General features: G+C 67.0%; 22 protein-coding genes and 2 pseudogenes. 15 read left to right on the top strand and 9 right to left on the bottom strand.

The window, feature by feature from the left end; all coding sequences use genetic code 11:
• A partial coding sequence (locus tag L8H00_RS13255; RefSeq protein WP_242097770.1) for an integrase core domain-containing protein occupies positions 1-282 on the top strand: 282 nt, incomplete at its 5' end.
• The gene (locus L8H00_RS13250) at positions 279-581 is read left to right on the top strand and encodes a hypothetical protein (RefSeq protein ID WP_242097769.1); all 303 of its coding nucleotides are present in this window, start codon (positions 279-281) and stop codon (positions 579-581) included. The genes L8H00_RS13255 and L8H00_RS13250, both read left to right, overlap by 4 nt.
• 131 nt (positions 582-712) lie before the next feature.
• On the opposite strand, the gene L8H00_RS13245 is transcribed toward L8H00_RS13250, so the two are convergent.
• From L8H00_RS13245 to L8H00_RS13225, 5 genes are all read right to left on the bottom strand, one after another.
• Positions 713-1,123, bottom strand: coding sequence for a tautomerase family protein (locus tag L8H00_RS13245; protein WP_242097768.1), 411 nt, complete (start codon positions 1,121-1,123; stop codon positions 713-715).
• A 51-nt stretch (positions 1,124-1,174) separates the two neighbouring features.
• Positions 1,175-2,047, bottom strand: a complete 873-nt coding sequence (locus tag L8H00_RS13240) for an NAD(P)-dependent oxidoreductase (protein ID WP_242097767.1) — start codon at positions 2,045-2,047, stop codon at positions 1,175-1,177.
• A 113-nt stretch (positions 2,048-2,160) separates the two neighbouring features.
• Complete coding sequence (locus L8H00_RS13235; RefSeq protein WP_242097766.1) at positions 2,161-3,564, bottom strand: NAD-dependent succinate-semialdehyde dehydrogenase; 1,404 nt, start codon at positions 3,562-3,564, stop codon at positions 2,161-2,163.
• A 73-nt stretch (positions 3,565-3,637) separates the two neighbouring features.
• Positions 3,638-4,444, bottom strand: coding sequence for a helix-turn-helix transcriptional regulator (locus L8H00_RS13230; protein ID WP_242097765.1), 807 nt, complete (start codon positions 4,442-4,444; stop codon positions 3,638-3,640).
• A gap of 505 nt (positions 4,445-4,949) precedes the next feature.
• Entirely contained in the window at positions 4,950-5,615 is a 666-nt protein-coding gene (locus L8H00_RS13225) for an XRE family transcriptional regulator (protein WP_242097764.1), read from the bottom strand.
• A gap of 160 nt (positions 5,616-5,775) precedes the next feature.
• Here L8H00_RS13225 and L8H00_RS13220 point away from each other — a divergent pair.
• Positions 5,776-5,934 (top strand): annotated as a pseudogene (locus L8H00_RS13220) (iron-sulfur cluster biosynthesis family protein); the annotation flags it as partial.
• A 17-nt stretch (positions 5,935-5,951) separates the two neighbouring features.
• Here the strand turns inward: L8H00_RS13220 and L8H00_RS13215 are convergent.
• Positions 5,952-7,103 (bottom strand): annotated as a pseudogene (locus L8H00_RS13215) (IS3 family transposase).
• Positions 7,069-7,575 carry an acyl-CoA dehydrogenase family protein gene (locus L8H00_RS18885; RefSeq protein WP_347340734.1) on the bottom strand — a complete coding sequence of 169 codons (507 nt, stop codon included), beginning with the start codon at positions 7,573-7,575 and terminating at the stop codon, positions 7,069-7,071. The pseudogene L8H00_RS13215 and the gene L8H00_RS18885 overlap by 35 nt, the downstream one beginning before the upstream one ends.
• A gap of 773 nt (positions 7,576-8,348) precedes the next feature.
• Here L8H00_RS18885 and L8H00_RS13200 point away from each other — a divergent pair.
• The 8 genes from L8H00_RS13200 to L8H00_RS13165 all read left to right on the top strand — a co-directional run bounded on the left by L8H00_RS13200 (position 8,349) and on the right by L8H00_RS13165 (position 19,069).
• Positions 8,349-10,220: a serine hydrolase domain-containing protein gene (locus L8H00_RS13200; protein WP_242097763.1), complete on the top strand. Its 1,872-nt coding sequence runs from the start codon at positions 8,349-8,351 to the stop codon at positions 10,218-10,220.
• The gene (locus L8H00_RS13195; RefSeq protein WP_242097762.1) at positions 10,220-11,224 is read left to right on the top strand and encodes a dipeptide epimerase; all 1,005 of its coding nucleotides are present in this window, start codon (positions 10,220-10,222) and stop codon (positions 11,222-11,224) included. Before L8H00_RS13200 ends, L8H00_RS13195 begins: the two co-directional genes overlap by 1 nt.
• A complete protein-coding gene (locus L8H00_RS13190; RefSeq protein ID WP_242097761.1) occupies positions 11,221-12,510 on the top strand; it encodes a peptide MFS transporter in 1,290 nt (429 codons plus the stop codon). The genes L8H00_RS13195 and L8H00_RS13190 overlap by 4 nt, the downstream gene beginning before the upstream one ends.
• Positions 12,511-12,599: 89 nt before the next feature.
• Complete coding sequence (locus L8H00_RS13185) at positions 12,600-14,981, top strand: TonB-dependent receptor (RefSeq protein WP_242097760.1); 2,382 nt, start codon at positions 12,600-12,602, stop codon at positions 14,979-14,981.
• Between the two features lie 14 nt (positions 14,982-14,995).
• Positions 14,996-16,042, top strand: coding sequence for a DUF1611 domain-containing protein (locus L8H00_RS13180; RefSeq protein WP_242097773.1), 1,047 nt, complete (start codon positions 14,996-14,998; stop codon positions 16,040-16,042).
• On the top strand, positions 16,039-17,160 hold the full coding sequence (locus L8H00_RS13175; protein WP_242097759.1) for a hypothetical protein: 1,122 nt from the start codon (positions 16,039-16,041) through the stop codon (positions 17,158-17,160). The genes L8H00_RS13180 and L8H00_RS13175 overlap by 4 nt, the downstream gene beginning before the upstream one ends.
• The gene (locus L8H00_RS13170) at positions 17,157-18,722 is read left to right on the top strand and encodes a serine hydrolase (protein ID WP_242097758.1); all 1,566 of its coding nucleotides are present in this window, start codon (positions 17,157-17,159) and stop codon (positions 18,720-18,722) included. Before L8H00_RS13175 ends, L8H00_RS13170 begins: the two co-directional genes overlap by 4 nt.
• Positions 18,722-19,069, top strand: coding sequence for a hypothetical protein (locus tag L8H00_RS13165; protein WP_242097757.1), 348 nt, complete (start codon positions 18,722-18,724; stop codon positions 19,067-19,069). Before L8H00_RS13170 ends, L8H00_RS13165 begins: the two co-directional genes overlap by 1 nt.
• A gap of 390 nt (positions 19,070-19,459) precedes the next feature.
• Here L8H00_RS13165 and L8H00_RS13160 read toward each other — a convergent pair whose 3' ends face one another.
• Positions 19,460-22,429: a Tn3 family transposase gene (locus L8H00_RS13160; protein WP_242097756.1), complete on the bottom strand. Its 2,970-nt coding sequence runs from the start codon at positions 22,427-22,429 to the stop codon at positions 19,460-19,462.
• Between the two features lie 148 nt (positions 22,430-22,577).
• Here L8H00_RS13160 and L8H00_RS13155 point away from each other — a divergent pair, with 148 nt between their 5' ends.
• The gene (locus tag L8H00_RS13155) at positions 22,578-23,195 is read left to right on the top strand and encodes a recombinase family protein (RefSeq protein WP_242097772.1); all 618 of its coding nucleotides are present in this window, start codon (positions 22,578-22,580) and stop codon (positions 23,193-23,195) included.
• A 108-nt stretch (positions 23,196-23,303) separates the two neighbouring features.
• Here L8H00_RS13155 and L8H00_RS13150 read toward each other — a convergent pair whose 3' ends face one another.
• Positions 23,304-24,236 (bottom strand): LysR family transcriptional regulator, encoded by a 933-nt coding sequence (locus L8H00_RS13150; RefSeq protein WP_242097755.1) that lies wholly within the window; start codon positions 24,234-24,236, stop codon positions 23,304-23,306.
• 98 nt (positions 24,237-24,334) lie between these two features.
• Between L8H00_RS13150 and L8H00_RS13145 the strand changes: the two genes are divergently transcribed.
• The 3 genes from L8H00_RS13145 to L8H00_RS13135 are packed head-to-tail and all read left to right on the top strand — an operon-like array spanning position 24,335 to position 26,835.
• On the top strand, positions 24,335-24,991 hold the full coding sequence (locus L8H00_RS13145) for a DsbA family protein (RefSeq protein ID WP_242097754.1): 657 nt from the start codon (positions 24,335-24,337) through the stop codon (positions 24,989-24,991).
• Entirely contained in the window at positions 24,988-25,611 is a 624-nt protein-coding gene (locus tag L8H00_RS13140; RefSeq protein ID WP_242097753.1) for an NAD(P)-dependent oxidoreductase, read from the top strand. The genes L8H00_RS13145 and L8H00_RS13140 overlap by 4 nt, the downstream gene beginning before the upstream one ends.
• 9 nt (positions 25,612-25,620) lie before the next feature.
• Positions 25,621-26,835 (top strand): MFS transporter, encoded by a 1,215-nt coding sequence (locus L8H00_RS13135; protein WP_242097752.1) that lies wholly within the window; start codon positions 25,621-25,623, stop codon positions 26,833-26,835.
• The last annotated feature ends 6 nt before the right edge of the window (positions 26,836-26,841 follow it).

The following is a 26,841-nucleotide window of genomic DNA, read 5'->3' as shown; positions in this document are numbered from 1 at the left end:
CAGTTCACGAGCACGGCGTTCACCGCCGTCCTCCACCGCGAGAAGATCGCCATCAGCATGGACGGCAAGGGCTGCTGGCGCGACAATGTGTTCGTAGAGCGCCTCTGGCGCTCGGTGAAGTACGAGGAGGTGTACCTCCACGCCTACGCCTCGGTCCCTGAGGCCCGTGCGGGCATCGGCCGCTACGTTGGCTTCTACAATGCCGTCAGGCCGCACTCCGCTCTTGGCGGCCGTACGCCCGACCAGATATACTTCAACCAGCCGCTTCTCGCAGCGGCATGATCAACCAGCGGCAGTCCACTTATCCAAGCCGCGAGCCTGTGCAGACAAACCGCGCCACCTCTTTGGGCGTCGCCCTCATGGGCTCGGTTCTGGACGGGGTGGCCGATACGGCGTTAAGCTATGCCTTGCGGGGGGCGATCACGCTAGCCATCGCTGCGCTGTTAGGCGCAGCGATGGCCGCGACATTCGCACGCTCTACCGGGCAGGTATCGAGTAAGTCGCTGGCGGGTGATGATAGGCAACGCTATCACAACTTGTTCGCGGTTACAGCGACGCTTGCACGCTTCCCCAAGTCGTGAGATAGATGAATAGCCGGCGATCATATGCAGTGCCGCTGCCCGACTTTGCCGATAGACTGGATCTATCCAGCAGGTTCTTCATCTCGGGATCTTGCATCTACTTGAGAGCCCAGCCGGTACAGGTTCCAACTTCAGCTGGCATCGCGCAGGGCTGCGAGCGAGACCTGCCTGCCCTGCATCCCCCAATCGGCTTCTGGCGTTTCTTGTATAACCACGTAGACCGGCGCGGGCTCACTCGAACCAAGATGGTCACCAAAGATCGTAGTTGCACCGGCAATCAGCTTAGTCCGGGAATCATCATCTAAGCCGCCTTCTAGGGCGTATACGACGAGAGCGACGATCGGACCTTTTACCGGCTTTCCACCACTGAACACCGCGTCTGGCGCATGCTCGCTGAACCACACCCAGACTCCCTCGCGCACGTGCTCCGTTTTACTTAGCCGTTCGCATTCCATGCCCAAGTCGGTCAAAGCTGCCGCTACCTTCGAGCGCGCCTCGCTCGAAAACGTTCCTTCGCGGGAGTGGACGAACAACTTGGGCATGGCGAAATCCTTTGTTTTGAGAGTTGAATTAAAGCATTGGATTCGTGCAGCTCAGCTCTGCGCCAGCGTCTCCGCGACGCTGATTGCGGAGGCGTAGTCGTCATTCGGGCGAACTCTGCCTGCATAAGCGTACAATTGTGCCGCGGCGGCCATGCTCGGCATCGACGCTCCGCGTTCGCGCGCGTCCGCGAGCAGCAAGCCCATGTCCTTGGACATCAGCCTGGTCGGAAACTCGGCTGGGTAGCTCTGCGCCTTGGCCATCGTCAGCTTATGCTTGTGATGCTGCGATACAAGGATGAGATCGGATAAGATGTCGATCAACTGGCCGCGATCGAGCCCGGCCAAGTCGCCGTAGGCGAGCCCCTCGGCAAGCGCAGCAGTTCCCAGCGCCATGACGCCATTGATGATGAGCTTCGTCACGGCACCATTGCCTACAGCGCCGACATGGACGGTCTTGCGGCCGACCACGTCAAGAATCGGCATGGCAGCCGCCACGTCGTCATCGGATCCGCCGGCCAGGAACACCAACTGCCCGGTTTCCGCCTCGTGGGTACTTCCCGACATCGGGGCCTCGACGTAGCCGACGCCTTTCGCGGTAGCGGCCTCGGCCAAGCTCTTCGATGCCTGGGGCGAGACGGTGCTGAAGTTGATGATGACCTGCCCATCTCGCCCGCCATCGAGCGCGCCACCATGAGCAATCATCGATTGGTAGAGCGCCGCGTCGTTGGGAACCGCCACGAGGATCGCGTCGACCTCACCTGCCAACGACCCAGAACTGTCGGTCAATCGAAAGCCATCGACACTTTCCCCATGATGGGCGACATCGAATGCGATCACAGGATGGCCTGCATCACGCAACCTGGCCGCCATCCGCCGAGGCATCGCGCCGAACCCGACGAAGCCGAGTCTGAGATTATCCGACATCTTGAGGCTTCCTTGAAAGAGAAACGGTCACACCGTCTCGCGGCCAACCAGAGTAGAAGATGGTCGGGCCGCGACTTAGCTCTCGTTTTCGGCGTCGCGGCACGGTTCTGGGGTCAGGCGGCCGTCTTGATCCATACCGCTTGGGCGTTGGTGAACTCTCGCAGGCCGAAGTGCGACAACTCCCGGCCATAACCACTCTTCTTGACGCCGCCCACGGGTATTCGCGGGTTGGTCACAAAGTAGCCGTTGACGAAGACGCCGCCCGTCTCGATCCGCCTGACCAGATCACGCGCCCTGGCCAGGTCCTTGGTCCATAGCGCCCCCCCAAGACCATACTCGCTCATATTGGCCAGCCGGATCGCGTCCTCAACGTCCTTGGCGATCGTTATCGACGCTACTGGCCCGAAGACCTCCTCGTCGAAGCAGGTCATGCCCGGCAGGACCCCGGTGAGCACGGTCGCCTCATAGAAGAAGCCAGGCCCCTCGATCTTGTGACCGCCGAGCGCCAGCGTAGCGCCATCGGCGATCGAGCGCTGGACCTGATCGTGAACGCCATCGCGGAGATCGCCGCGGGCAATCGGGCCGAAGTAGGTGTTCTTATCCGTGGGATCGCCCACCTTGAGGGCTTTCGCCGCCTCGATGAATTGCTGCGTAAACGCCTCGGCGATGGGCTCCTCGAGGATAAGCCGCTTGGCCGCAAGGCACACCTGGCCGGCGTTGCCATAACGGGCCGCAATGGCTGCCTGGACCGCCTTCTCGAGATCCGCGTCAGCCAGAACGATGAAGGCGTCGGTGCCGCCCAATTCGAGCAAGCTCTTCTTCAAGTTTTTGGCTGCGGTAGACGCCACGGCCGCCCCGGCGCGCGCGCTGCCGGTCAGGGTGATGGCCGCGACCCGGCGATCCGCGATGACCTCGGCCACAGCGTCGTTGTCGGCATTGAGAACCGCAAAGAGACCGGCGGGGAAGCCGCTCGCCTCATAGGCCTCCTGCAGGGCTCGAGCACAGCCTATGACATTGGGCGCATGCTTCAGAAGAAATCCGTTGCCCGAGAGCATGATCGGGCCGGCTGCACGGACAACCTGCCAGATCGGCAGGTTCCAAGGCATCACCGCGAGGATCGTGCCGATCGGCAGATACGATACATAGACCTCGTCATCGACGTCCGGCGCCGCCGGTTCGTCCGCCAAGATGGCCGGCCCGGACTCGGCGATCCACCGGAGCGCCGCGGCCGACTTTTCCATTTCAGCATGGGCTTCGCCAAGCGTCTTGCCCATCTCGTCTGTAATCAGCTTTGCGAGCCGGTCTTGATCCGTATGGAAGGTCTCGGCCAAACGGAGGTAATATTTTACCCGTTGGTCCATCGACGTGGCACGCCACTCAACCTGAGCAGCCGCAGCCCTCGATAGCAGCTGTTCGATCCCTCGACTACTCAGGAAGGGATAGGTCTCGATTACGACGCCCGTTGCGGGGTTACGGGAGATCGCTCCGGGCGACGCGGTAACATCCTGGCTTGTCATGTGAGATCCCTTCGTCCAGTCGATCTCAGCCGATTAGTCGCCAAGAACGCGGGCAAACAGGCGTCCAGACAACCTATGATCCAGAGTCCCCGGCGGACTGTCGAAGAAGGTAAGTGACCACGGACAGCCCCGGCTGCTTCTCCGGCGTCATAGTCACATAGGTGTATTCGACTTCTCCCAGCAGAGGGTGCCGCAAGCGCTTGTAACCCTCGTCGAAGCTCGTCACGTCGACCTCAGACCACCAAACCTTGAACTCTGGGCTTGCCTCGCACAATTCGGCAGCCAGTCGATCGAAAGGAGCCTTGACGAACGCTCTAGCTCGTGCCGCTCGCAGGCTTGAGACATAACCCTGCGCCAGGCTTTCCCAGTCGACTATTAGGTCTCTATACGGAGGATACAAGAACATCAGCCGAATCGTATTCCGCTCATGCGGTTGGAGTTTGCCATAATCGATAAAGAGTTGGGTGATAGATCTATTCCAGGCAAGTATGTCAAAGTACGCGTTTCGGACATAGGCCGCTACTGGGTCTATAGTATCAATCAGTGTGCGTAGCGAATCACTCAAATTAACGCTGTCATTTGAGGCCGGGCGTGTATTTGTAGCAAGAGCGAATAGATGCGCGGACTCGACTTGATCGAGCCGCAGAACGTTTGCAAGCCTGCCCACAGTATCCGTGGAAATCTGAATGTCGCGTCCTTGCTCGATCCAGGTGTACCAACTTACACTGACGCCCGCGAGGGCGGCAACTTCTTCTCGCCGCAAACCGGGTGTGCGCCGAGGACCATCAATCAGTCCAACGTCGCCGGGCTGGACGCGCGCCCTGATGCTTGCAAGGAACGTGCCAAGCGCCTTGCGCTGCTCGAGGATAAGCTTAGCCATCGATCACCTCAAGGCACGCTGCAGTGCTCTTCGGACTGAAGTTCCCTTCTTTCCATCACGTGCGACCGATAACCATGGCTCCAGACCCGGATGAAAAGCACTGCCGGTCGGCGAGACCTCGGCAATGCGGCGGTCGATCCGTACGATGCGCTGGGTTCGGGATCGTGAAGGTTCGGCGAACCGTGTGCCGCGGAAAGACCTGCGCTGGCGCGCGGCATGGAGGCAACAGCCCTCTTGCCGAGCTGATGACGGCGAGATCGGCACCGTCGCCCGGATCGGCAACTCTATGACCGTTTCACCTAAGGCGAGATCGCGACCGGCGTTCACGACGAGGCCGCTCCATCTCGCGGATGCGTCGGAAGGAAGAGCATCGCGGCCCTAAACTTCTTCGCCCCAGCCCCGGTACCGGTCCGGAGCCTCGTCCGTTGCGGCATCTATAGGGGAGCGTTGCTCATTCATGACGCAATCCTCGCACACCGGTATCGGCGTTTCAAGAACCGAAACGTCAACCACGCGCGCCTTGTTCGCCGTTCAGCCAAGGGGTGAGATGCCAACTCTCGCCCGCCGCGTTCACAAACCGCTGCATGCCCGCTCCCGCGCAGACGGCGAGCACGCGGCAGGGCGCCTCGCCCATATGAACATAGGCGTGCGCCATGCCGCTGTCGAAGTAGATCGAATCTCCCTCGGACAGCCGCAGCGGCTCGTAGAGGTCCGAGTGCAACTCCATCGCGCCCGTCAGGACCTGCAGGTACTCCTCACCCTGATGTCGGACGAGCCCGCCCATTTCGTCGACGGTGCGAGCCGTCACGTCGATGATGATCGGCACCATCATCTTCTGCCGCATTTCCGCGGCGGGGTAGAAATGGGTGTGGCGCCGCGAGTCCGCCTCGGGCAGCTTGTCCGCCCGCGTGACGCTGCGCCGGCCGATCGCTGCGGGGCGCTCCGATGCCGCTTTCGTCGAGACCAGCTCCCCGATGTCGACTCCCAAGCCCTGCGCGAGCTTCAGCAGCTTGTCGTAGGTCATCGCCATCCTTCCGTTCTCCAGCTTCGACAGCGTGGAGAACGGCATCCCTATGCGGTCCGCGAGCGCCCGGAGCGACAGGCCTTGCGCCTGCCGGGCTGCCTTGAGGGCGTGCTCGGGTCGCCTCGCCGGCTGGTCATTGATTTCCATTTGCTCTCCATATGCCCGCCGATAGCGGCCCGGCGCGCCCGGGAGGCACTATCCACAACATATCTGCAAATCTGAAACATGCGGCTGGATGACCTGGCGGATAAGATGGCCGATGAAGTGATTCGTTGCAATGACGGGGGTGGTGGGGGTGCAACCGCTCGACGAGCTGATTGAGACCGCGGGCGGCACGGTGTTCGTCGACGGAGCGTCGATCCTGTACCTGATCGGCTCGACGATGGACTGGGTGGAGGACGACTTCACGGCGGGCTTCGTGCTCGCCAACCCCAACGCTAAGGGCGGGTTGGACTTGCCCCGCTAAAGTGGAGAGGCATCTGCTCAGTTGGCCGCCTGTCGCTCGAACTGGGCGGGGCTAAGGTAGTCTAGCGCCGAGTGACGCCTCACGGGGTTGTAGAAGCCGTCGATATAGCGGGCAATGGCCTGCCCGGCCTCGGCGCGGGTGTAGAAGACGGTGCGCCAGACGAGCTCGGATTTCAGTGTCTTGAAAAACGTCTCGACCGTGGCGTTATCGAAGCAGTTGCCCTTGCCCGACATCGAGATCGTGACGCCGTGGCGCCGCAGCTCGGCTTGGTAGTCGACGGAGCAGTATTGGGCTGCCGCGGTCGGAGTGATGGATCAGCCCTTCGGGCGGGCGACGCATCGTGAGAGCTTTGCGGAGCGCGGCGAGAGCCAGCCGGCGGTGCAGCCGGTCACCGACCGCCCAACCGATCACCTTGCGCGAGAACAGGTCGATGACGACGGCGAGGTACAGCCAGCCTTCGCGGGTCCAGACGTAGGATATGTCGACGCCCCATTTCTGGTCCGGGGCGGTCGCTGTGAAGTCCTGGTCGATGATGTTCGGCGCGATCGGCCAGGCGTGCTCGCTGTCGGTGGTCCGCTTGAACCGCCGCTTCTGCCTTGCCCGGAGGCCATTCTCGCGCATCAGCCGCGCCGTTCGTCGTCGGCCGATGGCGAAGCCATCATCCTGCAGCTCGCGCGTCATCCGCGGACTCCCATAGGTGCCGTTGGACAGCGCGAAGGAAGAGCGGACATGTGCCAGCATGACCATATCATCGCGCTGACGCCGGCTGGCCGGCCGGTCTTTCCAGGCGAAATAGCCGCTCTGGCTGACGCCGAGCACACGGCAAAGGCGGTGTACGGGGAAATCCTTTTTCGCCTGATCGACGAGCGCGAACCTCATCGACTTCCCTCCTTGGCGAAAAAAGCGGTGGCCCGCTTCAGTATGTCCCGCTCCTGACGCAGGATCTCGTTCTCCCGACGCAGCCGCTTCAACTCGGCCGTCGTGTCCTGCGATGCGCTCGCGTCCGGCAGGTCGATCGCGCGGTCCCGGCGCCTGGCCATCCAGCGCGTCAGCGTCGACAGCCCAACACCCAGGTCATCGGCAATCTGTCGCTTGGTCCGCCCGCTGGTCCCCACCAGCAAAACCGCCTCGTCCTCAAACTCCTTCGTAAAACGCTTCTGCTTCGTCATCGAGTTCGCCTTTCATCTCAAGGGAACTCTCCACTTTTCCGGGGCAAGTCCAATCCGGCTGTTCGAGGCAAGCGAACATGAAGCCGCTGTTTGTCCGCAATGGCGACACATAGCTCTGATCGAGTGCATGGAGCATCGCTTTGCGGGCAATTTCGCGGTTGGCCCCATATACCACTAGTTTGGCGATCATCGGGTCATAGAAGGACGTCGCGCCGTAGCTGAGCCCGATCGACGCCGACGCGCGCGACACTTCCTCGACCGCGACGACATGCTCGAGATAGCCGAGCCCGAGGCCGCCCTGCTCTTCCTCTACGGTGATGCCGTGAAGGCCCAGCTCGCCCATCGCGGTCCAGAGCTCGTCGCGCGGAAACCAGTCCTCGGCGTCGATGCGGCTCGCCAACGGCGCGATCCGCTCGCGCGCGAAGCGGCCCGGCAACAACCGCTGCGGCCCGATCTCGCAGGCGGGAACGATCGTATCGGCGGACCCCGTGAGAACTAGCCCGCCCGCCGAGGCCCGGCCGCAACGCTGGACGCGGAACCCGATGACCTGCATCCGCCCGCTTCTCGCGAGATCGATGACCATCCGACGCGTGATGCCGTTCGGGGAGCAGTCCGAGGACTGAGTGTGTAGCCGGTCCTCGGTGACGGCGAAGATGCCGACCCCGGCTCCCTCCGCCACCAGTTCACGTACGGTCCAACGCCAGCGCGCGGTCGCGGCCCTCGCTCCCCACGCGCTGTTTTGGATGGAGTGGATTTGCTGCAGTCCTGACGCCTTCACATGGACGGGGGCCGTTTCTGGGGAAAGTCGATGCCAGATCGCATGTTGCGCGCGGATACCTGCGGACCGCCTTTTCGCGGCGGAGTAGGTCGGCTACTCCCAGGCGGTCATCGCGGCCTAAACCGTCGCGCCGCCGCGTGATGGCCCAACCTTGTCCGAGCCGCGCCAGGCGGCCGGTCGCAACGAGCGTGGCGGCGACGCACGGCAATGAAACGGCTCCATGACGGTTGACAGGTGTTTCCGATCAAGCACACACTCACCCGATCCGATACGCGGTCCGGCCTAGGCTGCAAGTAGGACCCAGGCAACACGCCTGTGCGAGGGAGGGAAACGGGATGCGGTTCTGGCGACGACTCGCGATGGGAATGCTCGCATTGGCGGGGGCGGCCGCGCCGGCGCAACAGCCCGATCCGCTCGTCCGCACACCGCTTACGCCCCGGAGCCCGCCAACAGCGGCCCCGATCCCGATGCCTCCCGGCACCCATGCACTGACCGCGCAGGACGTCGATGCGTGGCTCGACGGCTATATGCCGTTCGCGCTGCGCAGCGGGGACATCGCGGGCGCGGTGGTGGTGGTGATCAAGGACGGGCAGGTCCTCAGCTCGCACGGCTACGGCTATGCCGATATCGCCAAGCGCACCCCGGTGGACCCCGCCCGCACCCTGTTCCGGATCGGGTCGGTGTCCAAGCTGTTCACCTGGACCGCGGTGATGCAGCAGGTCGAGCAGGGCAAGATCGACCTCGACGCGGACGTCAATCGCTACCTCGATTTCAAAATCCCGCCCTACCAGGGGCAGCCGATCACGATGCGCCAGATCATGACGCACACCAGCGGCTTCGAGGAGGTCGCCAAGAACGACTTCGTCAGCGGCCCCGCCCAGATCCGGCCGCTCGAGACCTTCATCAAGGCGTACACGCCGCATCGCATCTACCCGGCCGGCACCACGCCCGCTTATTCGAATTGGGCGACTATGCTCGCCGGATACATCGTGCAGCGCGTGTCGGGCATGCCGTTCGACGACTATATCGAGCAGCACATCTACGCCCCGCTGGGCATGAAATATGCGAGCTTCCGCCAGCCGCTTCCCCCCGCGATCGCGCCTTACATGGCGACCGGTTATTCGCGCGCGTCCGGGCCGGCGAAGCCGTTCGAGTGGGTCCAGGTCACCGCGGCCGGGTCGATGGCCGTCTCCGGGCTCGACATCGCCAAGTTCATGATCGCGCACCTGGAGAACGGTCGCGGCATCCTGAAACCCGAAACCGCTGCGGTGATGCACAACAGCCCGCTGAGCAAGGTCAACCCGCGCTCGATCATCCCGCCGCTCAACCGCATGGAACTCGGCTTTTTCGAAACCAACGTGAACGGGCACGAGGTGATCGGGCACCTCGGCGACATCGAGAACATGCACACCTCATTGCACCTGATGACGGGTGATGGCGTCGGCTTCTTCGTGTCCTTCAACAGCGCCGGGCGCGAGGGCGCGGCCCATCCGCTTCGCGTTAACCTGTTCCAGGACTTCGCCGATCGGTATTTCCCGTCGACGCAGCATGACGGACGGGTCGACGCGAAAACAGCGGCGCAGCACGCGCAGATGCTGACCGGGCTGTGGGAAGGCAGCCGCCGCGTTCAGTCCAAATGGATGAGCGCGATCTATGTGCTGGCCCAGACCAAAGTCGGCCTGGACGCGCAGGGGCGGCTTTCCATCCCCGCGCTCAAGGGCGCGGGCGGCGCGCCCAGGACCTGGACCGAGATCGCGCCGTTCGTGTGGCGTGAGGTGAACGGGCATGAGCGGCTGGCCGCGCAGGTCGTCGACGGGCGCGCGGTGCGCTGGAGCGTGGATGGCGAGTCGCCCTTCACCGTGTTCGACCGCGTGCCCGCGAGCCGGTCGAGCGCGTGGCTGCTCCCCGCCCTTTATGTCAGCCTCGTGGTGCTCGCGCTGACGTTCCTCTACTGGCCCGCGACCTGGTTCGTGCGGCGGCGCTACAAGGCGCGGCACAGCGTGGAGGGCGAAGCGCTGCACGTTTATCGCGCCACGCGGATCATGGCCGGACTTGACGTGGCGGTGATCCTCGGCTGGGTCGCGTTCGTGAGTACGGTGGCCGCGTCGGCGACGCTGCTCACCTCCGTAACCGACCCGTGGCTCTGGCTGTTGCAGATCCTGAGCGTGATCGTGTTCCCGGGCGCGTTCGGGGCGGCGGCCTGGAACGCGTGGCTGACCTGGCGCGACGGGCGGCGCTGGACCCGCAAGACGTGGAGCGTGCTGATCCTGCTCGCGACGTTCGTGCTGCTGTATTTCGCGGTCGGCTTCCACTTCATCGGCCTGACGGGGAACTATTGATGCCTGCACTGAAACTCGACGTGTCGGTCGACACGCTGCGGCTCGCCGAGCCGTTCCGCATCTCGGGCCATGTGTTCGAGACCGCGGACGTGCTGACCGTCACGCTCGACGACGGCGAACACCGCGGCCTGGGCGAGGCGGGCGGGGTGTATTATCTCGGCGACGACCTCGCGCACATGCGAGTCGAGCTGGAACGCGTGCGGGAAGCAATCGAGGCGGGGCCGACGCGCGAGGAGCTGCGCGCGATCCTGCCGCCGGGCGGCGCGCGCAACGCGGTCGATGCGGCGCTGTGGGACCTGGAGGCGAAGCGGACCGGCCGCCCGGTGTGGCAGCTCGCGGGCATTGGCGAACCCAAGCCGATCGTGACCACCTTCACCGTCAGCGCCGATGACCCGGAGGCGATGGCGGACAAGGCGCGCAGCTATGCGGGCGCCCGGTCGATCAAGATGAAGCTGACGGGCGAACTGGGCCTCGACATCGAGCGGGTGCGCGCGGTGCGGGCGGCGCGGCCCGACGTGTGGCTCGGCGTCGACGGCAATCAGGGTTTTGCGGTCGCCGATCTTCCCCGCCTGACCGAGGCGCTGGTGGAGGCGCGGGTGGCATTGCTCGAGCAGCCGCTGGCGCGCGGGCGCGAGGCCGATCTGGACGGCGTCACCTCGCCGGTCCCGATCGCGGGCGACGAAAGCCTGTTGTCGCTCGCCGACCTCGCCGCGGCGCCGGGCCGGTTCGACGTGGTCAACATCAAGCTCGACAAGTGCGGCGGCCTGACCGAGGGGCTGCTGATGGCCGCGGAGGCGCGCCGGCTGGGGCTGGGCGTGATGGTCGGCACGATGGTCGGCACCAGCCTCGCCACCGCGCCGGGCTTCGTGCTGGGCCAAGTGTGCGATCTGGTCGACCTCGACGGGCCGACGTTCCTTGCGCATGATCGCAAACCGAGTGTCAGCTACCGGGATGGCGAGCTATGGGCCGGGCCGGAGGTATGGGGAGCGCCCGTTCCCGCATGACCGACACGCGCGCCTGGTTCGGCCAGCCGCGCGGGCTGACCGTGCTGTTCCTCACCAACATGTGGGAGCAGTTCTCGTATTACGGCATGCGCGCGCTGCTGGTCCTCTACATGACCAAGGCGCTGTCGTTCAGCGACGGGTGGTCGTCGCTGGTGTACGGCACCTATACGGGCTGCGCGTACCTGACTCCGATCGTCGGCGGGCCGATCGCCGACCGCTGGCTGGGCAAGCGGCGCGCGATCGTCATCGGCGCGAGCCTGATGGCGCTCGGCCACTTCATGATGGCGTTCGGGCCACTGCTTTATCTTGCGCTCGCCACAATCGCGGTCGGCAACGGACTGTTCCTGCCCAGCCTGCCGAGCCAGGTCGGCGACCTTTACGCCCCCGACGACCCGCGGCGGAGCTGGGCGTACAACGTCTATTACGTCGGCATCAATCTGGGCGGCTTCCTGGCGCCGTTCGTGTGCGGGACGCTGGCGGCGGTGTACGGCTGGCACTACGGGTTCGGCGCCGCCGGGATCGGCATGCTGGCCGGCCTAGTCATCTATCTCGTCGGAAGCCGCTATTTGCCGCCCGAGCCCACGCGCGCGCCGAGGAAGCGCGACGCGCCCGCCCCGGAGCGGGGCAGCTTCGACCGCACCACCCTGCTGACGCTGGCGGGCGTCGCGTTGTCGGTGATGGTGTTTCGCGGTGCCTATGAGCAGGTCGGCAACGCGCTCAACAAGTGGGCGGACACCGGCGTCGACCGCCACCTCGGCCGGTTCGTAATCGACACCACCTGGTTTCAGGCGCTGAACCCGCTGTTCGTGATGGTGATGACGCCGGCGCTGCTGGCCACGTGGGTGCGGCGCGCGGCGGCGGGGCACGTCCAACGCGCGGCCAGGCGCATGGCGACCGGCGCGCTGATCGTGGCGGCGGCGTATCTCTTGCTCGCGGGCGTCGTCTGGGCGAGCGGCGGCGGGCTGGCGCATTGGGGCTGGCTGTTCCTCTTCTTCGTCGTGTTCACCTTCGGCGAGCTGTTTATCCTGCCCACCGGGCTCGGCCTGTTCGCGCGGCTGGCCCCCGCCGGGCGCGGCGCGACCACGGTGGCGGCCTGGTTCGCGACAATCTTCGCAGGCAGCTTCGGCGCGGGCGCGGTCGGAACCTTGTGGACCCGCATGCCGCATGGCGCTTACTTCGCGCTGCTGGCGTTGCTCGCGGCCATCGCCGCAGCGATGCTGTGGTCAACTGATGCGCTTGAGCAACAGGCGGTGCGGAACCGTCGCGCGATTGCCGAAGCCGCTTGACATGTTTCAGATTGGCTCAACAAATCACCGCAAACCGAAACAGCCTGATTCGGCTGGGAAACGCTCGGTTGAATATAAAGGGGATGGTGATGCGGAGCCTCGGAGCGACCTTACTTATCGCAAGCGCGACGGCGGCATTGTCGGCCGCGTCCGCGCAGGCGCAGGATGCATCCCGACCCGCCTCCGCGAGTGATCCATCCGTCAATGCACCGGGCAACGTGTCGCCCGACGCGCCGGTGAACTCGACCGCGCCCCAACCGGAATCGACGCAAGACATCATCGTCACCGCGCAGAAGCGCGAGCAGACGCTGCTCCAGGTGCCGCAGTCGGTCAGCGTGGTCAGCGGCGCGGCGCTGGAGACGCAGCAGGCGACGACGTTCCAGGATTACCTAAAGCTCGTCCCTGGGCTTCAGCTCACCCAGTCGCAGGAAGGCAACAGCCGCATCATCCTGCGCGGCATCAATGCGGGCGGCGTCGGCTCGGCCGTCGCGGTCTATGTCGACGACACGCCGTTCGGCTCGTCGAGCGGCCTGATCAACGGCGGCGTTCTGGCGGGCGACTTCGACACGTTCGACCTCGCGCGCATCGAGGTCCTGCGCGGGCCGCAGGGGACGCTGTACGGCGCGAACTCGCTCGGCGGCCTGCTCAAGTTCGTTACCAACACGCCCGATCCCTCCAAGGTCGAGGCGCGGGTGCGCGGGTCGGTGGAGGACACGGACGGCGGTCAAGTCGGCTATGCCGGCAACGCGATGATCAACCTGCCGATCATCAGCGACAAGGTCGCGATCCGCGCGAGCGGTTATTACCGGCGCACGGGCGGCTTTGTTGACTCGATCGGCCTCCCGTATTCCTTCACCGTGGCGGCCCCGACCGCGGCCAATCCGAAAGCCACCGCGATCGCCAGCCGGACGTCTCGGATCGCCAACGACATCGATCCGGTGAACAGCTATGGTGGCCGCGCATCGTTGCTGATCCGGCCGAGCGACGCCTTATCCGTCCGGCTGAGCGCGATCCTGCAGAACATTGACGTCAACGCGCCCGACAGCATCGAGGTCGACCCGTTCACGCTCAAGGAGCTGTACGGCCGCCCGGTCCAGTCGCAGTTCGTGCCCCAGTTCACCAACACGGCCTACCGGCTGTATAACGGCACCGGCGACCTGAACCTCGGATTTGCGACGCTGACCTCCGTCACCAGCTATGCGACGCTGCGGCAGAATATCCGCACGGACGAGACCGGCTTCCTGAACACGGTCCTCATGGGCGCGCTGGGAACCCCTGACTTCGCGTTGCGCCAGACCACGCGACAGACGAAGTTCACGCAAGAGGTGCGGCTCAGCACCCCCACGAACAAATATTTCGAAGGGCTGATCGGCGGCTACTACACGCATGAGACGGGAAACCTCGACCAAGCGTACCAAGCCTATAATCCCGGGACGCTGACCCAGGTTACGGGGCTGCCGCTGCTCGCGATGGTGAGCGTGCCATCAGTTTACAATGAATATGCTGGGTTCGCCAACGGCACGGTCCATTTCGGCCCGATGTTCGACCTGACCCTAGGCGGCCGCTACAGCCACAACAACCAGCGCGCGGACCAGATCAACAACGGCATCCTCGCGGGCGCGGCGGCCGGGCCGGTAGCGTTTCCCGAGACGCGCTCGTCCGATAATGTATTCACCTATTCGGTGGCGCCCAAGATCAACGTCAACAACCATGCGTCGATCTATGGACGCGTGGCGAAGGGGTATCGTCCCGGCGGACCCAACGTGCTGCCGGCGGGGGCGGACGCGACCACGCCGCGGACCTTCGCTCCCGACACCGTCACCAGCTACGAGGCGGGGTTCAAGGGCGAAACGCTCGACCGCAAATTCTCGATCGACGTCGCCGCGTTCCACATCGACTGGAACCGGATCCAGCTGCTCGCCGTGGTGAACAATTTCGGCATCAACGCCAACGGCGGCAAGGCAGTCAGCGACGGCGTCGAGTTCACCGCCACCGTGCGCCCGGCGCAGGGGCTGAACTTCACCGCCAATGGCGCCTACACCAACGCGCGGCTGAAGGAGAACACCAGCTTCATCGTCGGCGGCTTTGCAGGCGATCAGCTGCCTTATTCGCCCAAGGTCAGCATTGGACTCGACGGCAGCTACGAGTTCGTCCTGACCGGCGAGACCAAAGCGTATTTCGGCGCGTCGCTGCGCTCGCTCTCGCGGCAGACCGGAACCTACGATTTCGGCTTTTACAGCACCTATGGCCACCAGCGGCAGATCCCGGCCTATGAGGTCGTCGACCTGCGCGCGGGCGTCCACCTCGGGCGGTTCGAGGTCGAGGCTTATGCCAAGAACCTGACCAACGCGCTCGGCCTAACCTCGCTGTCGACGACGTTCCCGACCCCCAGCACGCTCCCGAACGGGGCGCTGGCCGCTGGTGTGATCCGGCCGCGTACGGCCGGTGTCGCGATCACGGCGGGGTTCTGACGCGGGTGGCGGGCATCGACCTGCTCGACCGGCCGGTGCCGGCGGGCGGCGGTGCCGCGCCGCCGCCGCGGCTGCTGCTGTTCCTCGGCGATGTCACCGAACCGGGCTTCGCCAAGACCGCGTTCGGCCTGCGCCATTGGGCCGCCGAGTGGTGCGTCGGCGAATGTTCGCTGCCCGGCGCAAGCGTCACCACCGGGCTGCCGCGGCTGTCGCCCGCCGAGGCGGCCGCGCGCGGTGCGGAGGCGTTGCTGATCGGCATCGCCTCGCCCGGCGGCGGAATACCGCTGGTCTGGCGCGCGACGCTGGCCGAGGCGCTCGAGGCGGGACTTGACCTCATCTCCGGCATGCATGTCCGTCTGGCCGATGTGCCTGAGCTTCAGGCAGCGGCGACCAGGCTCGGGCGGCGGCTGATCGACGTGCGCACACCGCCCTCGGACTTGGCCGTAGGCAGCGGCGTGAAGCGGGCGGGCAAGCGGCTGCTCACCGTCGGCACCGACTGCGCGCTGGGCAAGAAATATACCGCGCTGGCGATCGCACGCGCGCTGGTGACGCGCGGGGTCGACGCGACCTTCCGCGCCACCGGGCAGACCGGCATCATGATCGCGGGGGCGGGCATCCCGATCGACGCGGTGGTGTCGGACTTCGTCGCGGGTGCGGCCGAGCAGCTCAGCCCCGCCGCCGCGCCCGACCATTGGGACGTGATCGAAGGGCAGGGGTCGCTGTTCCATCCGGCCTATGCGGCGGTGTCGCTCGGGCTGCTCCACGGCAGCCAGCCCGACCTGTTCGTGGTCTGTCACGACCCGACGCGCGTGGGCGTGCTCGGCCATCCCGAGCGCGCCCTGCCCACGATCGAGCAGGTGATCGGGCAGACGGTGGCGCTGGGACGGCTGACCAATCCGGCGATCCGCTGCGTGGGCGTCAGCCTCAACACCGGCGCGCTGAGCGCGGGCGAGGCGGACGCGGTGATCGCGGCGACCGCGGCACGGTTGTCGCTGCCCGCCGCCGACCCGATCCGCGGCGGCGCGGCGTTCGACCGGTTGGTGGAGGCGTGTCTGCAATGACCGCCGCCGCGCGGGCAAGCTGGTTTCAGCGGCTGGTCCTGCCCGGCTTCGCGTTCAAGGCGGTGGTGATCGGCGGCGGCTATGCCACGGGTCGCGAGATCGCCGAGTTTTTCCTCCCGGCAGGTCCCTGGGGCGGGCTCGTCGGACTCGCGCTGGGGACCGCGATCTGGAGCGGCGTCGCCACGCTCACCTTTCTGTTCGCGCGCGCGACCGGCGCGCGCGACTATCGCGCGTTTTTCGGCGCGCTGCTCGGGCGCGGCTGGGTGGTGTTCGAGGCGGCGTACGCGCTGTTCATAGTGCTGGTGCTGGCGGTGTTCGGCGCGGCGGCGGGCGAGATCGGGCATGCGACGCTGGCGGTCCCGCGGCTGGCGGGAACGCTCGCGCTGATGGCCGCGATCGCCGCGGTGGTCGCGTTCGGCACCAGTTCGGTGGAACGGCTGTTCGCGTGGGTGTCGGTGCTGCTTTACGGCGTGTACATCCTGTTCTTCGCCTTTGCGCTGCTGGCGTTCGGCGACCGGCTCGGCGCGGCGTTCGCGGGACCTGCGACGGTGGCACCGGGCTGGGTGGCGGGCGGCGTCACCTATGCGGGGTACAACATCGTCGGCGCGGTGATCATCCTGCCGGTGCTGCGCCACCTGCGGTCGGACCGCGACGCGGTGATCGCGGGACTGGCGGCGGGGCCGCTGGCGATGATCCCGGCGCTGTTGTTCTTCGCCTGCATGACCGCGTTCATGCCCGCGATCGCTGGCGAGGCGCTGCCGTCCGACTATCTGCTCGCGCGGCTTGGCCACCCGTGGTTCCGCTATCTGTTTCAGCTGATGATCTTTGCCGCCTTGCTCGAAAGCGGCACCGGCGCGGTGCACGCGATCATGGAGCGGGTGTCGAACGCCTCCGCGCGGCGCGGCCGCGCGCTGACCCGGGGCCAGCGCGGCTTTGGCGCGCTGGTGCTGCTGGCGATCTGCATGCTGATCGCGCAGCGGGTCGGGCTCGTCGCGCTGATCGCGGGCGGCTACCGCCTGCTCGCCTGGGTGATCCTCGCCGTCTACGTCCTGCCGCTCGCCACCCTCGGCGTCTGGCGGCTGCTCCACCGACCCGCTCCCGTATTGGAGGCCGCATGAAGAAGCTCGTCGCCGCCGCGCTCGTCGCGCTCGCCAGCCCCGCGCTCGCCGACCCGCCCGCCGGGTTCGACGCGCGCGTCGAGGCGCTGCGCGTCAAGGCGGGCGTGCCCGGCGTCGCGGTCGCGATCGTCGAGAACGGCCGCGTCGTGCTCGCGCGCGGCTATGGCGTGCGCAGGCTCGGCAGCGCCGAGAAGGTCGACGGCGACACGCTGTTCCGGACCGGCTCGACCGGCAAGGCGATGACCGTCGCGGCGCTCGCGACGCTGGTGGACGCGGGCAAGCTCGGCTGGGACGACCATGTCGTCGACCGGCTCCCGGGCTTTCAGATGTACGATCCATGGGTCACGCGCGAGATGACGGTGCGCGACCTGCTCGTCCACCACAGCGGGCTGGGGCTCGGCGCGGGCGACCTGCTGTTCGTCCCGCGCGGCAGCCTGTCGCGCGCGGAGATCGTCCGGCGGCTGAAATACATCAAGCCCGCGACCAGCTTTCGCAGCGCCTATGCCTATGACAACATCCTCTACACGGTCGCGGGCGCGCTGATCGAGGCGGTCAGCGGGCAGCGGTACGAGGATTACCTGCGCGACCATGTGTTCCGCCCGGCCGGCATGCTGAGCTCGACCGGCGACCCGCAGGTGCGGCTGGCGACCGCCGACCGCGCCTGGCCGCACGCGCGCACCGGCGGCGCGGTGCGCGGGCTGGGCGCGCAGCAGGTGCTCGACGAGCGCGATCAGCTCGGCCAGTCCTCCGCGCCCGCCGGGCTGCTGTCGATCAGCGCCAACGACATGGGCAAATGGCTGCAGGTCCAGCTCGCGCATGGCAGGCTACCCAACGGCGGGCGGCTGTTCAGCGACGCGTCCTCGGCGGAGATGTGGAAGCCGGTCACGATCGAGCCAATCGCTCCGCTCCCGCCCGACCTCGCGGGCACGCAGGCGACGTTCAAGGATTATGCGCTCGGCTGGGAAGTGCGCGACTATGCCGGCACGAAGATCGTGCTCCATACGGGCGCGGTGTTCGGCTTCCTCACCGCCGTGGCGCTGATCCCCAAGAAGAATGTCGGCTTCGCGATCACGATTAACAGCGAGGACAGCCAAGTGCCGACCGGCCTGATGTACGACCTGCTCGACCATTATCTCGGCCGCCCGGCGCAGGACTGGCCCGCACGCTTTGCCGCGTTCCTCGACGCGCGCCGGGCCGCCGCCGCGCAGACGGTGACGCAGGCGGCGGCGACGCCCGCACGGGTCGGCCCGTCGCTGCCGATCGCGCGCTACACAGGAACCTATGCCGATCCGTGGTATGGCAAGGTGGTGGTCGGGTCGGACGCCAGGGGGCTGACCATCAATTTCGCCACCACCCCGCGCATGACCGGGCGGCTCGACCATTATCAATATGACAGCTTCATCACCCGGTTCGACGACCCGGGCATCGAGCCCGCCTATGTCACCTTCTCGCTGGGCGCGGACGGCAAGGTCGATCGCGTGACGATGAAGCCGGTGTCGCCCACCGCCGACTTTTCCTACGATTATCAGGATTTGCAGCTGACCCCCGTCAAGGAGCCGTGATGACCCTCGCCCGCCTGCTCGCCCTGCCGCTGCTCGCGCTCGGCTTGGGCGCCGCGCCGCCGGCCGCCGCACCGGGCTATGATGTCGTGATCCGCGGCGGCACGGTGTATGACGGCAGCGGCGGCAAGCCGTTCGTCGCCGACGTGGCGGTTACGGGCGCCAGCATCGCCGCGCTCAGCGCCCCATCTGGCGGGTCACGGCCGCACGGAAGTCGACGCGCGCGGCAAGGCGGTGTCGCCCGGCTTCATCAACATGCTCGCCCGCCCCGAGGAGAGCCTGATCGCCGATGGGCGCGCGGTGTTCGACCTGACGCAGAGCGTGACGCTGGAGGATGGGCGAGGATTTGATGGAGCGCGTCCCAAACCGGGCCTAACCCGGGCGTGATGGGGGTAGGGCTGAGGAGCGGATTATTGCCTACAATCCAGCGCGCGGAAAGAGCGCTCGAGTTCAAGGCTGTAGCATTAGGGCAATAACGTCAGGCTATCCCCGCGACGATTGCGCCGTTCGAGCGCCCCGCTGCGGCAGCCGCGCCGCAGGGCGGACGGCCCCCGCCGCGGCCGAGGCGCGTCGAACGCCACCCGGCCCGCGCGAGCCCGTTTGCCGTGCTCCAGCCGCGCATCGTCATGGAACTTCCGCCGCGGCGTGCGATGTACTGCTCAGCGGGTGCTCAGCGATGGCCAGGTGCTCGCGCGCAAGCCGCTTCTGGGGGCCGGTGAGAGAAGGCCCAAAATCGTACGCTAACGCCTGCGATCGGCTGCGGCGACACGGAGCGGCCTGAACCGCTCGCGCGGTTTGTCGACTTCGCTCCAGAGATAGTCTCCGGTGAGCCCGATATGCTCCCAGCCGAGCGGGGCGACATGGGCAAGCAGCTCGTCGGGCACCTCGACGCCGTTCGAGCGGAGATGCTGCACGGCGCGGTCGAGATACATGGTGTTCCACAGCGTCACCGCGGCCGTGACCAGCGTCAGCCCGGAGGCGCGATGCCGCTGATTCTCGAACGTGCGATCGCGCAGCTCGCCCAGGCGGTTGAAGAAGATGGCGCGGGCGAGCGTATTCCTGGCCTCGCCCTTGTTGAGGATGGCACCGGTGCGGCGTCGCTGCTCGGGATCGTCGAACCAGTCGAGCATGAACAAGGTGCGCTCAACCCGGCCGATCTCGCGGAGCGCGCGGGCGACCGGGTTTTGGCGGGGGTAGCCCGCCAACTTGCGGAGCATGGTCGACGCGCTCACCGTGCCCGCCCGGATCGAGGCGGCGAGCCGCAATGTTTCGTCCCAATGCTCCTCGATCGCGCGGATGTTGACCGGGCCCGCGACCAGCGGCCGCAGCGTCGGCCAGGCGTCGTGCGCCGCCATGCTGTATAGCCGTCGCTCGTTCAGGTCGCGGATGCGCGGTGCAAACCGGAATCCGAGCAGGTGACAGAGCCCGAACACATGGTCGACGGCTCCCGCAGTATCGGTTGCGTGCTCGCGGATGACCAACTCGCTTTCGTGGTTGAGCAGGCCGTCGATGACGTGGGGTGCCTCGCCCGCGTTCGCGGCGATCACGTCGGTGTGGAACGGCGCGAACCGCCCAGAGATGTGGGTGTAGAACAGCACGCCGGCTTCGGAGCCGTAGCGCGCATTGTGGTCGGCGCGCGCCTCGCCGCGCCCGCCAGCCCGGAAGAACTGGCCATCGGAGGAGGAGATGTCGCCTGGTCCCCACACCTTGCCCAACGGGTGCGCGATGTGCGCGTCAACGATCGCGGCGAGCGCCGACAGGTATGTCTCGTCGCGGACGTGCCACTCGGCCGTCCAGCGAAGCCGCGCGAGCGTCAGCCCACGCGAGCTTTCCGCCATGCGGCCGAGCCCGAGGTTGGTCGCGTCGGCAAGGATGGTGCCCATCAAAGCGGACTGATCGGTCGCGGTGTCGCCGCTACGCGCGTGGGTAAACCGCTCGGCGAACCCCGACCAGCCTGCAACCTCGACCAGCAGGTCGGTGATGCGGACGCGGGGCAGCAGCGCGTAAAGACGCGCCTTCAGCTCCTCGGCTTCGTCCGGCACCGAGCGCCGTAGCGGCGAGATGGTCAGCTCGCCCCCGGTGATCACGACGTCGACCAGCTTGCCCGCAGCGGCCGCGCGCTCCACCTCGCCCATGCGCCGGGTGAGCAACGCGCGCCGGTCGGCGTGCCAGTCCCGGAACACGGGCGCGACCGCCAGCCCAAGTCGGTCCTCCGCGCGCATCGCGGCGAACGCCGCCTGCGGAAGAAGATAGTTGTCGAGGGTGCGGAACGCGCGGCTTCCGTCAACCCAGACGCTGCCCGACGCCAGCCGCTCGCGCAGGTGGACGATCACGGCGACCTCATAAGCGCGCCGGTCGACGCCGCCCCCGGCCGGGAACACCACCTTGCGCGAGCGCGGGCGTAGGAACGTGGTGGGCACTCGCTTGGGCAGGACCGAGCGGCCGTCTCGGTACATGCGGCGCAACACCTCGACCGCGCCAAGCAGCGGGTCGCTCGCGCGCGCCGCGCGGAACGTGAACGCGGCCAGGAAGGTAAGCGCGAACTTGCGGACCGTGGGATAGCGCTCGACCACCTCATCGAGCCCGTCGTCGGCGGAACGGGTCAGTTCCTCCGCGTCGCGAACGCTGCGTTCGAGCTGGTCCCAGCCGATGCGGTCGGTGATCGCGCGCAGCGGGTCGCGACCTTGCGCGCGCGCGTCGATCAGCAAGCGGCCGAGCCGCGCATGGTGACGGGCGGTGTCCTTGAGCAGCCGGGCGGCCCCGAGCAGCCGTTCGGAGCGGGTCCGATCGGCGCGCCGGAACAGCGACCCGACCAGCTTCCCGACCATCACCAGCGCCGCTTCGGTGAGCGCCGCTTCGGTCTCGATCGCGAACACGACCAGTGTCGCCAGGCGACGACGCCGCTCCAGCCGGCGAAGGTGCTGGGCGGTGACCAGGCCGGCGACCCGCGCGATCACGGCGTAACGCGCGCCGTGGACGCGCCGCGCCCGGTCGGACTCGATCTCAAGCGAGCGTATCCGCTTCAGCCGCTCGACCAGCGCCTTCAAATTGGTCGCGGACGGCGCTTCCGACCAGTCGCGTATCCAGCCCAGTCCCGTGCGGCCTTCCTCGCTCGCTTCGATCCGGCGCTCCAGCCGTTGCTCCTGCTCAGCGGCGCAATCGCGGATCAGCGCCGAATACGCCGCTCGTCGCGCCTGGGCGCGCGCGATCAGCGCGACACGTTCCAGCGCCGATGGTGCGGGCACGACCACGCGGGCCGCGCGTAGCCGCTCCACCATGACGGCGACGATGGTCTCGCCGCGATCGGTCGACGCGGCGACCTCGATGCCGACCGCGAGCATGACGCGCAGGTCCGCGCGCTCGAACGCGCGCAGCCCCAAGAACGCCTCGATCTCGGCGCGGTGCTCGCGCAATGTCGGCCCGCGCGCGGCATAGTGCTCGAACTCGGCCGGGTCGCCGCCCACCTGCTCGCCCAGCATCGAGAGCATGGCCGCGGGCGGTGCCTCGCCCGGCGCAAGCGCACGACCGGGGTGGCGAAGGTAGCATAGCTGCACCGCGTAGCCGATGCGGTTGGCACCGCGCCGACGTCGGCAGACCTGGACAAGGTCTTCCGGCCCCAGCGTGTAGAACCGCTCGATTGTTTCGCGATCGGTTGGTGGGTCGAAAATCGCAGCGCGCTGCCCCGGCGAGAGGATCGTCTTACCTGGCATCGCACCGGCTCCCCGCAACCGTCACATATTGAGCTGTTCAGGATGTTCGCGGAGCATAGACAGGAACACGGGTTAAGTGACAGTATAGTTGTGAAGCGGACGGCTACTCAGTCGTGCTCCGCATACGGACGAATATGTGACAACGTAGATTGGTTACGCCCGGGTCTCGAAAGCCGACGGGAGCCAAATCCACGATCTTCAGCGTGACGCGCTCGCCGCGGCCGGGGTCGCGGCCGAGCACATCTACGAGGACAGCGCCTCAGGACGGCGTGACAACCGGCCGGGGCTCGATGCTGCTCTCAAGGCTCTGCGGGGCGGTGACACGCTGGTTGTGTGGAAGCTCGATCGGCTCGGTCGCGATCTGCGCCATCTCGTCAACCTCGTCGGGGACCTCACCACGCGGGAGGTCGGATTGAAGGTGCTCGCCGGCGAAGGTGCGTCGATCGATACCACAACCGCCAATGGTCGACTGGTGTTCGCGATCTTCGCGGGGCTCGCCGAGTTCGAGCGCGAGCTGATCGTCGAGCGTACCAAGGCGGGGCTTGCGTCCGCCCGCGCGCGCGGGCGACATGGTGGTCGCCCGTTCAAGATGACGACGGCCAAGCTCCGGCTCGCCCAAGCCGCGATGGGCAAGCCCGAAACCAAGGTGGGCGAGCTATGTGTTGAGCTCGGCATCACGCGGCAGACGCTTTACCGACACGTCACGCCCGACGGGCAGATCAGGCCCGATGGCGAGAAGCTGCTCGGACGACGTCGCCAATCGTGATTTGCGCGCCAATTTCAGTAATTAACGGGCATCATAAGTAAGGATGAACTGTGTGGCAGGGTACGCGCCGCATTTCGATAGTCGGCTCCGCAGGACCGTTGCAACCCGTCACCCGGCAATGGACAGCGCCGCGAAGTAGCGTTGCAGCGCATCGGCGGCGACCCCGACCTTGGCCACCCCGCCCCCGCCTTTCGGCATGACCATTGTCACCGGCGCCGAGGGCAGTCGCCAATCAGGCAGCAGGCGGACGAGCCTACCCTGCTCAAGCGCCGGGCGCGCATCGGGGTGGAACAGCGACGCCAGGCCCATCCCCTCCTCGCACAACTGCTGGAGGGCGACCTGACTGGTGGTGCCGATGCGGATCGCCAGCGGTACGCGCTCCCGCCTGCCTTTGCCATCCGTGAGTTCAAGCGCGGTCTCGGGGCCGGGTTCGCCATTTCCCCGGCCTGTCAGATTAGTATCCCCTTCCATCGCAAGCCAGTGGTGCCCAGGCAGGTCAGCCGGCGTCGCGGGAGAGCCGCGCCGTCCGAGATAGGCAGGGGATGCGCAGAGAATACCCTCGAAGTCGCAGAGCTTGCGGCCGATCCAGTTCGTGTCCGGCAGGCCGCCGACCCGCACCGCCAAGTCTACACGCACGTCGATCAGGTCGACAAGCCTGTCGTCGAGAATCAACTTCAATCGCAGGCCGGGCCAGTCGGCGAGCACCGGCGCGAGCGCGGTCGAGATGTGCGCCGCGAAGCCGATCGGCGCCGCGACCCGCAGTTCGCCGGTCGGAGCATCGCGCGCCTGCTCCAGCGAGGCGGTCGCCCCGTTGCGCGCCTCCAGCAGGCGCTTGCAATAGGGCAGGCAGCGTTCGCCGGCCTCAGTCAGGGCGAGCTTGCGCGTGGAACGATGCAGCAGCACGACCCCTGTGCGCGCCTCGAGCGCGCGGATGGTCTGACTGACCGCCGACGGCGTCATCCGGAGCCGCTTGGCGGCGGCGCTCATCGACCCGGCCGAGACGGTCTCGGCGAACACCGCATATTGCCGAAGATCTTCCATCCGTAAGTCCTGCTTCAAGGAGTTAGCCGGAGTGACCCGCTAATCGGGCAATAGTGAAGCTCCTATCTCCGGTCCTGTCCAGGAATATGGAGGCAACGATGCCCAACCCGGTGTTGCACTACGTCTACGACCCGCTCTGCGGCTGGTGCTACGCTGCGACACCAATGGTCGACGCGGCCGCGGCGGCCGGCATCCCGCTGTCGCTGCACGGCGGCGGGCTATGGGGTGCTCCGACAAAGCTTGCTCGGGAGAAGCTGGCGTACATTCGTCAGAGCGACGCGCGCATCGCCTCGCTCACGGGCCAGCGGTTCGGCGACGCCTATCTGAACGGCCTACTCGGCGACGTCGCCACCGTCTTCTGGTCGCAGCCAACGATCGCGGCGGTGCTGGCCGCGGGCGAGGTCGAGCCCGGCGCCGAACGCCGGATGCTGCACGCGATCCAGGAGGCGCACTACGTCGCCGGCCTGCGCGTGGTGGAACCCGGCGTCCTCACCGCGGTCGCTGCCGGCATCGGCCTGGATGAACATGCGTTCGCGGCGGCGTTCGCGGCCGCGGCCGCGGCGGATCATATCGAACGCACCCGCGGCTTCATGGCGCAATCGGACCTGCGCGGCTTTCCCGGCTTCGTGCTGGAGAACGGACCCGAGCTGGTCCGGGTGCCGCACGAGGATTTCTACGGCCGCCCCGACGCCTTCGTCGAGGCGCTTGCCGGCGTGTCGCGCATCCTGTCCCCCCAAGAGGAGTTAATCGCATGAAAATTGCCCTGATCGGCGCCACCGGCTTCGTCGGCGCCAAGCTGCTCACCGAGGCCCTTGAGCGCGGCCACGACGTGACCGCCATCGTCACCGACACATCGGCGCTGCCCTCGGCCGCGACGCTGCGTGGTGTGCAGGCCGACGCGAGGAACGCCGACGCGCTCGCGCGGGCGGTCGCCGGCCACGATGTAGTCATCAGCGCCTTCAACCCCGGCCGCGGCCCCGACGGTACGGGAACGCAGGCGATTATCGACGGCGTCAAGCAGTCGAAGGTCGATCGCCTGCTGGTGGTCGGCGGCGCGGGCACGCTGGAGATCGCCTCCGGAGAGCGAGTCATTGACCAGCCGAATTTCCCGGCCGAGTGGAAGGCGGGCGCGCTCAGGACCGCGGCTTTCCTCGATCAGCTGCGCGCCGAAACCGATCTCGACTGGGTGTTCGTCAGCCCCGCCGCGCATCTCGAACCGGGCGAGCGCACCGGGCGCTACCGCGTCGGCGGCGACCAGCTGATGACCGACGCGGCGGGCGAGAGCCGCATTTCGCTGCAGGACTATGCCGTCGCCATGCTCGACGAGGCCGAGCGTCCCGCGCACCACCGCGCGCGTTTCTCGGTCGCCTACTGACCTCGGCTCGTGACGCCATCCGCCAGCATTCCGCGTGGCAGCGGCATCGTGCACGCCGCGCTGGCGCTCGGCGGCTTCGCGATCGGCACGACCGAGTTCGCGACGATGAGCATCCTGCCGCTGTTCGCCCGCGACCTCCATGTCGACCTGCCGACCGGCGGTCAGGCGATCAGCGCCTATGCGATCGGCGTCGTCGTCGGCGCGCCGCTGCTCGCCGTCGGCGGCGCGCGCCAGTCTCGCCGCACTATGCTGATCGTGCTGATGGGCTGGGTCGCGATCGCCAACCTGCTCAGCGCGGCCGCGCCGTCGTTCGGATGGCTGCTGCTCTTCCGCTTCCTCAGCGGCTTGCCGCACGGCGCCTATTTCGGTCTCGCGGCCTTGGTGGCGGCGAGCCTGGTCGAGGACGACCGGCGGACGGTCGCGGTCGGCCGGGTCATGGCCGGGCTGACGGTCGCCACCGTGGTCGGCGTGCCCGCCGCCAACCTGCTCGCGCAGCTGGGCGGCTGGCGCGCTTCGTTCGTCGTCGTCGCGGTGCTCGCCGTCGCCACCGTCGCGGCGGTGTGGGCGCTGGTGCCGCGCGACCGCAGTCGCCCCGACGCCCCTCTGCTTGCCGAGCTGGACGCGCTTCGTAACGCGCGAGTGTGGTTGACCCTCGGCATCGGCGCGATCGGCTTTGGCGGGATGTTCGCGATCTACACCTATCTGGTGCCAACGCTGACCGAGGTGACGTGCGCGCCTCCCCTCGCCGTGCCGTTCGTGCTGGCGCTGTTCGGTGTCGGGATGACGCTCGGCAATCTCTTGGTGCCGCGCCTTGCGGGCCGGAGGCCGATGCCGGCTGCGGGCGCGCTGCTGCTCTGGGCGGTGGTAACGGCGGCGCTCTATCCCATCGCGGCGCAGCGGCTCTGGTCGATGACCGCGATCGTCGTCGCGATCGGGCTGGGCGGCGCGCTCGGCACCCTGCTCCAGACCCGGCTGATGGATGTCGCCGGCCGGGCCCAGGGGCTCGCCGCCGCGCTCAACCACTCGGCCTTCAACACCGCCAACGCGCTCGGGCCCTGGCTTGGTGGCCTGGCGATCAGCGCCGGCTGGGGTTGGACCTCGACGGGCTGGGTCGGGGCCGGGTTAGCGCTGGGCGGACTCGCGATCTGGGCGGTGGCCCTCGCCGCCGACCGCCGCAGCGCCGCCGCAACATCCTTCCGACGACACGACCCTCAACAAGCCTAGCAAGGA

It is taken from the genome of Sphingomonas sp. CROZ-RG-20F-R02-07 (assembly GCF_022662335.1).
Lineage (GTDB): Bacteria > Pseudomonadota > Alphaproteobacteria > Sphingomonadales > Sphingomonadaceae > Sphingomonas.
Note: the sequence above shows the minus strand (reverse complement) of the source record. Positions and strands in the feature narration are given on the sequence as shown.

Excerpts from the sequence above, each read along its gene's own strand:
- L8H00_RS13170 (WP_242097758.1), top strand. The coding sequence starts at position 17,157 with ATGAAGAAGCTCGTCGCCGCCGCGCTCGTCGCGCTCGCCAGCCCCGCG.
- L8H00_RS13225 (WP_242097764.1), bottom strand. The coding sequence starts at position 5,615 with ATGGAAATCAATGACCAGCCGGCGAGGCGACCCGAGCACGCCCTCAAG.
- L8H00_RS13185 (WP_242097760.1), top strand. The coding sequence starts at position 12,600 with ATGCGGAGCCTCGGAGCGACCTTACTTATCGCAAGCGCGACGGCGGCA.
- L8H00_RS13190 (WP_242097761.1), top strand. The coding sequence starts at position 11,221 with ATGACCGACACGCGCGCCTGGTTCGGCCAGCCGCGCGGGCTGACCGTG.
- L8H00_RS13230 (WP_242097765.1), bottom strand. The coding sequence starts at position 4,444 with ATGGCTAAGCTTATCCTCGAGCAGCGCAAGGCGCTTGGCACGTTCCTT.
- L8H00_RS13175 (WP_242097759.1), top strand. The coding sequence starts at position 16,039 with ATGACCGCCGCCGCGCGGGCAAGCTGGTTTCAGCGGCTGGTCCTGCCC.
- L8H00_RS13160 (WP_242097756.1), bottom strand. The coding sequence starts at position 22,429 with ATGCCAGGTAAGACGATCCTCTCGCCGGGGCAGCGCGCTGCGATTTTC.
- L8H00_RS13245 (WP_242097768.1), bottom strand. The coding sequence starts at position 1,123 with ATGCCCAAGTTGTTCGTCCACTCCCGCGAAGGAACGTTTTCGAGCGAG.
- L8H00_RS13150 (WP_242097755.1), bottom strand. The coding sequence starts at position 24,236 with ATGGAAGATCTTCGGCAATATGCGGTGTTCGCCGAGACCGTCTCGGCC.
- L8H00_RS13200 (WP_242097763.1), top strand. The coding sequence starts at position 8,349 with ATGCCTCCCGGCACCCATGCACTGACCGCGCAGGACGTCGATGCGTGG.
- L8H00_RS13145 (WP_242097754.1), top strand. The coding sequence starts at position 24,335 with ATGCCCAACCCGGTGTTGCACTACGTCTACGACCCGCTCTGCGGCTGG.
- L8H00_RS13235 (WP_242097766.1), bottom strand. The coding sequence starts at position 3,564 with ATGACAAGCCAGGATGTTACCGCGTCGCCCGGAGCGATCTCCCGTAAC.
- L8H00_RS13250 (WP_242097769.1), top strand. The coding sequence starts at position 279 with ATGATCAACCAGCGGCAGTCCACTTATCCAAGCCGCGAGCCTGTGCAG.
- L8H00_RS13195 (WP_242097762.1), top strand. The coding sequence starts at position 10,220 with ATGCCTGCACTGAAACTCGACGTGTCGGTCGACACGCTGCGGCTCGCC.
- L8H00_RS13165 (WP_242097757.1), top strand. The coding sequence starts at position 18,722 with ATGACCCTCGCCCGCCTGCTCGCCCTGCCGCTGCTCGCGCTCGGCTTG.
- L8H00_RS13240 (WP_242097767.1), bottom strand. The coding sequence starts at position 2,047 with ATGTCGGATAATCTCAGACTCGGCTTCGTCGGGTTCGGCGCGATGCCT.
- L8H00_RS13140 (WP_242097753.1), top strand. The coding sequence starts at position 24,988 with ATGAAAATTGCCCTGATCGGCGCCACCGGCTTCGTCGGCGCCAAGCTG.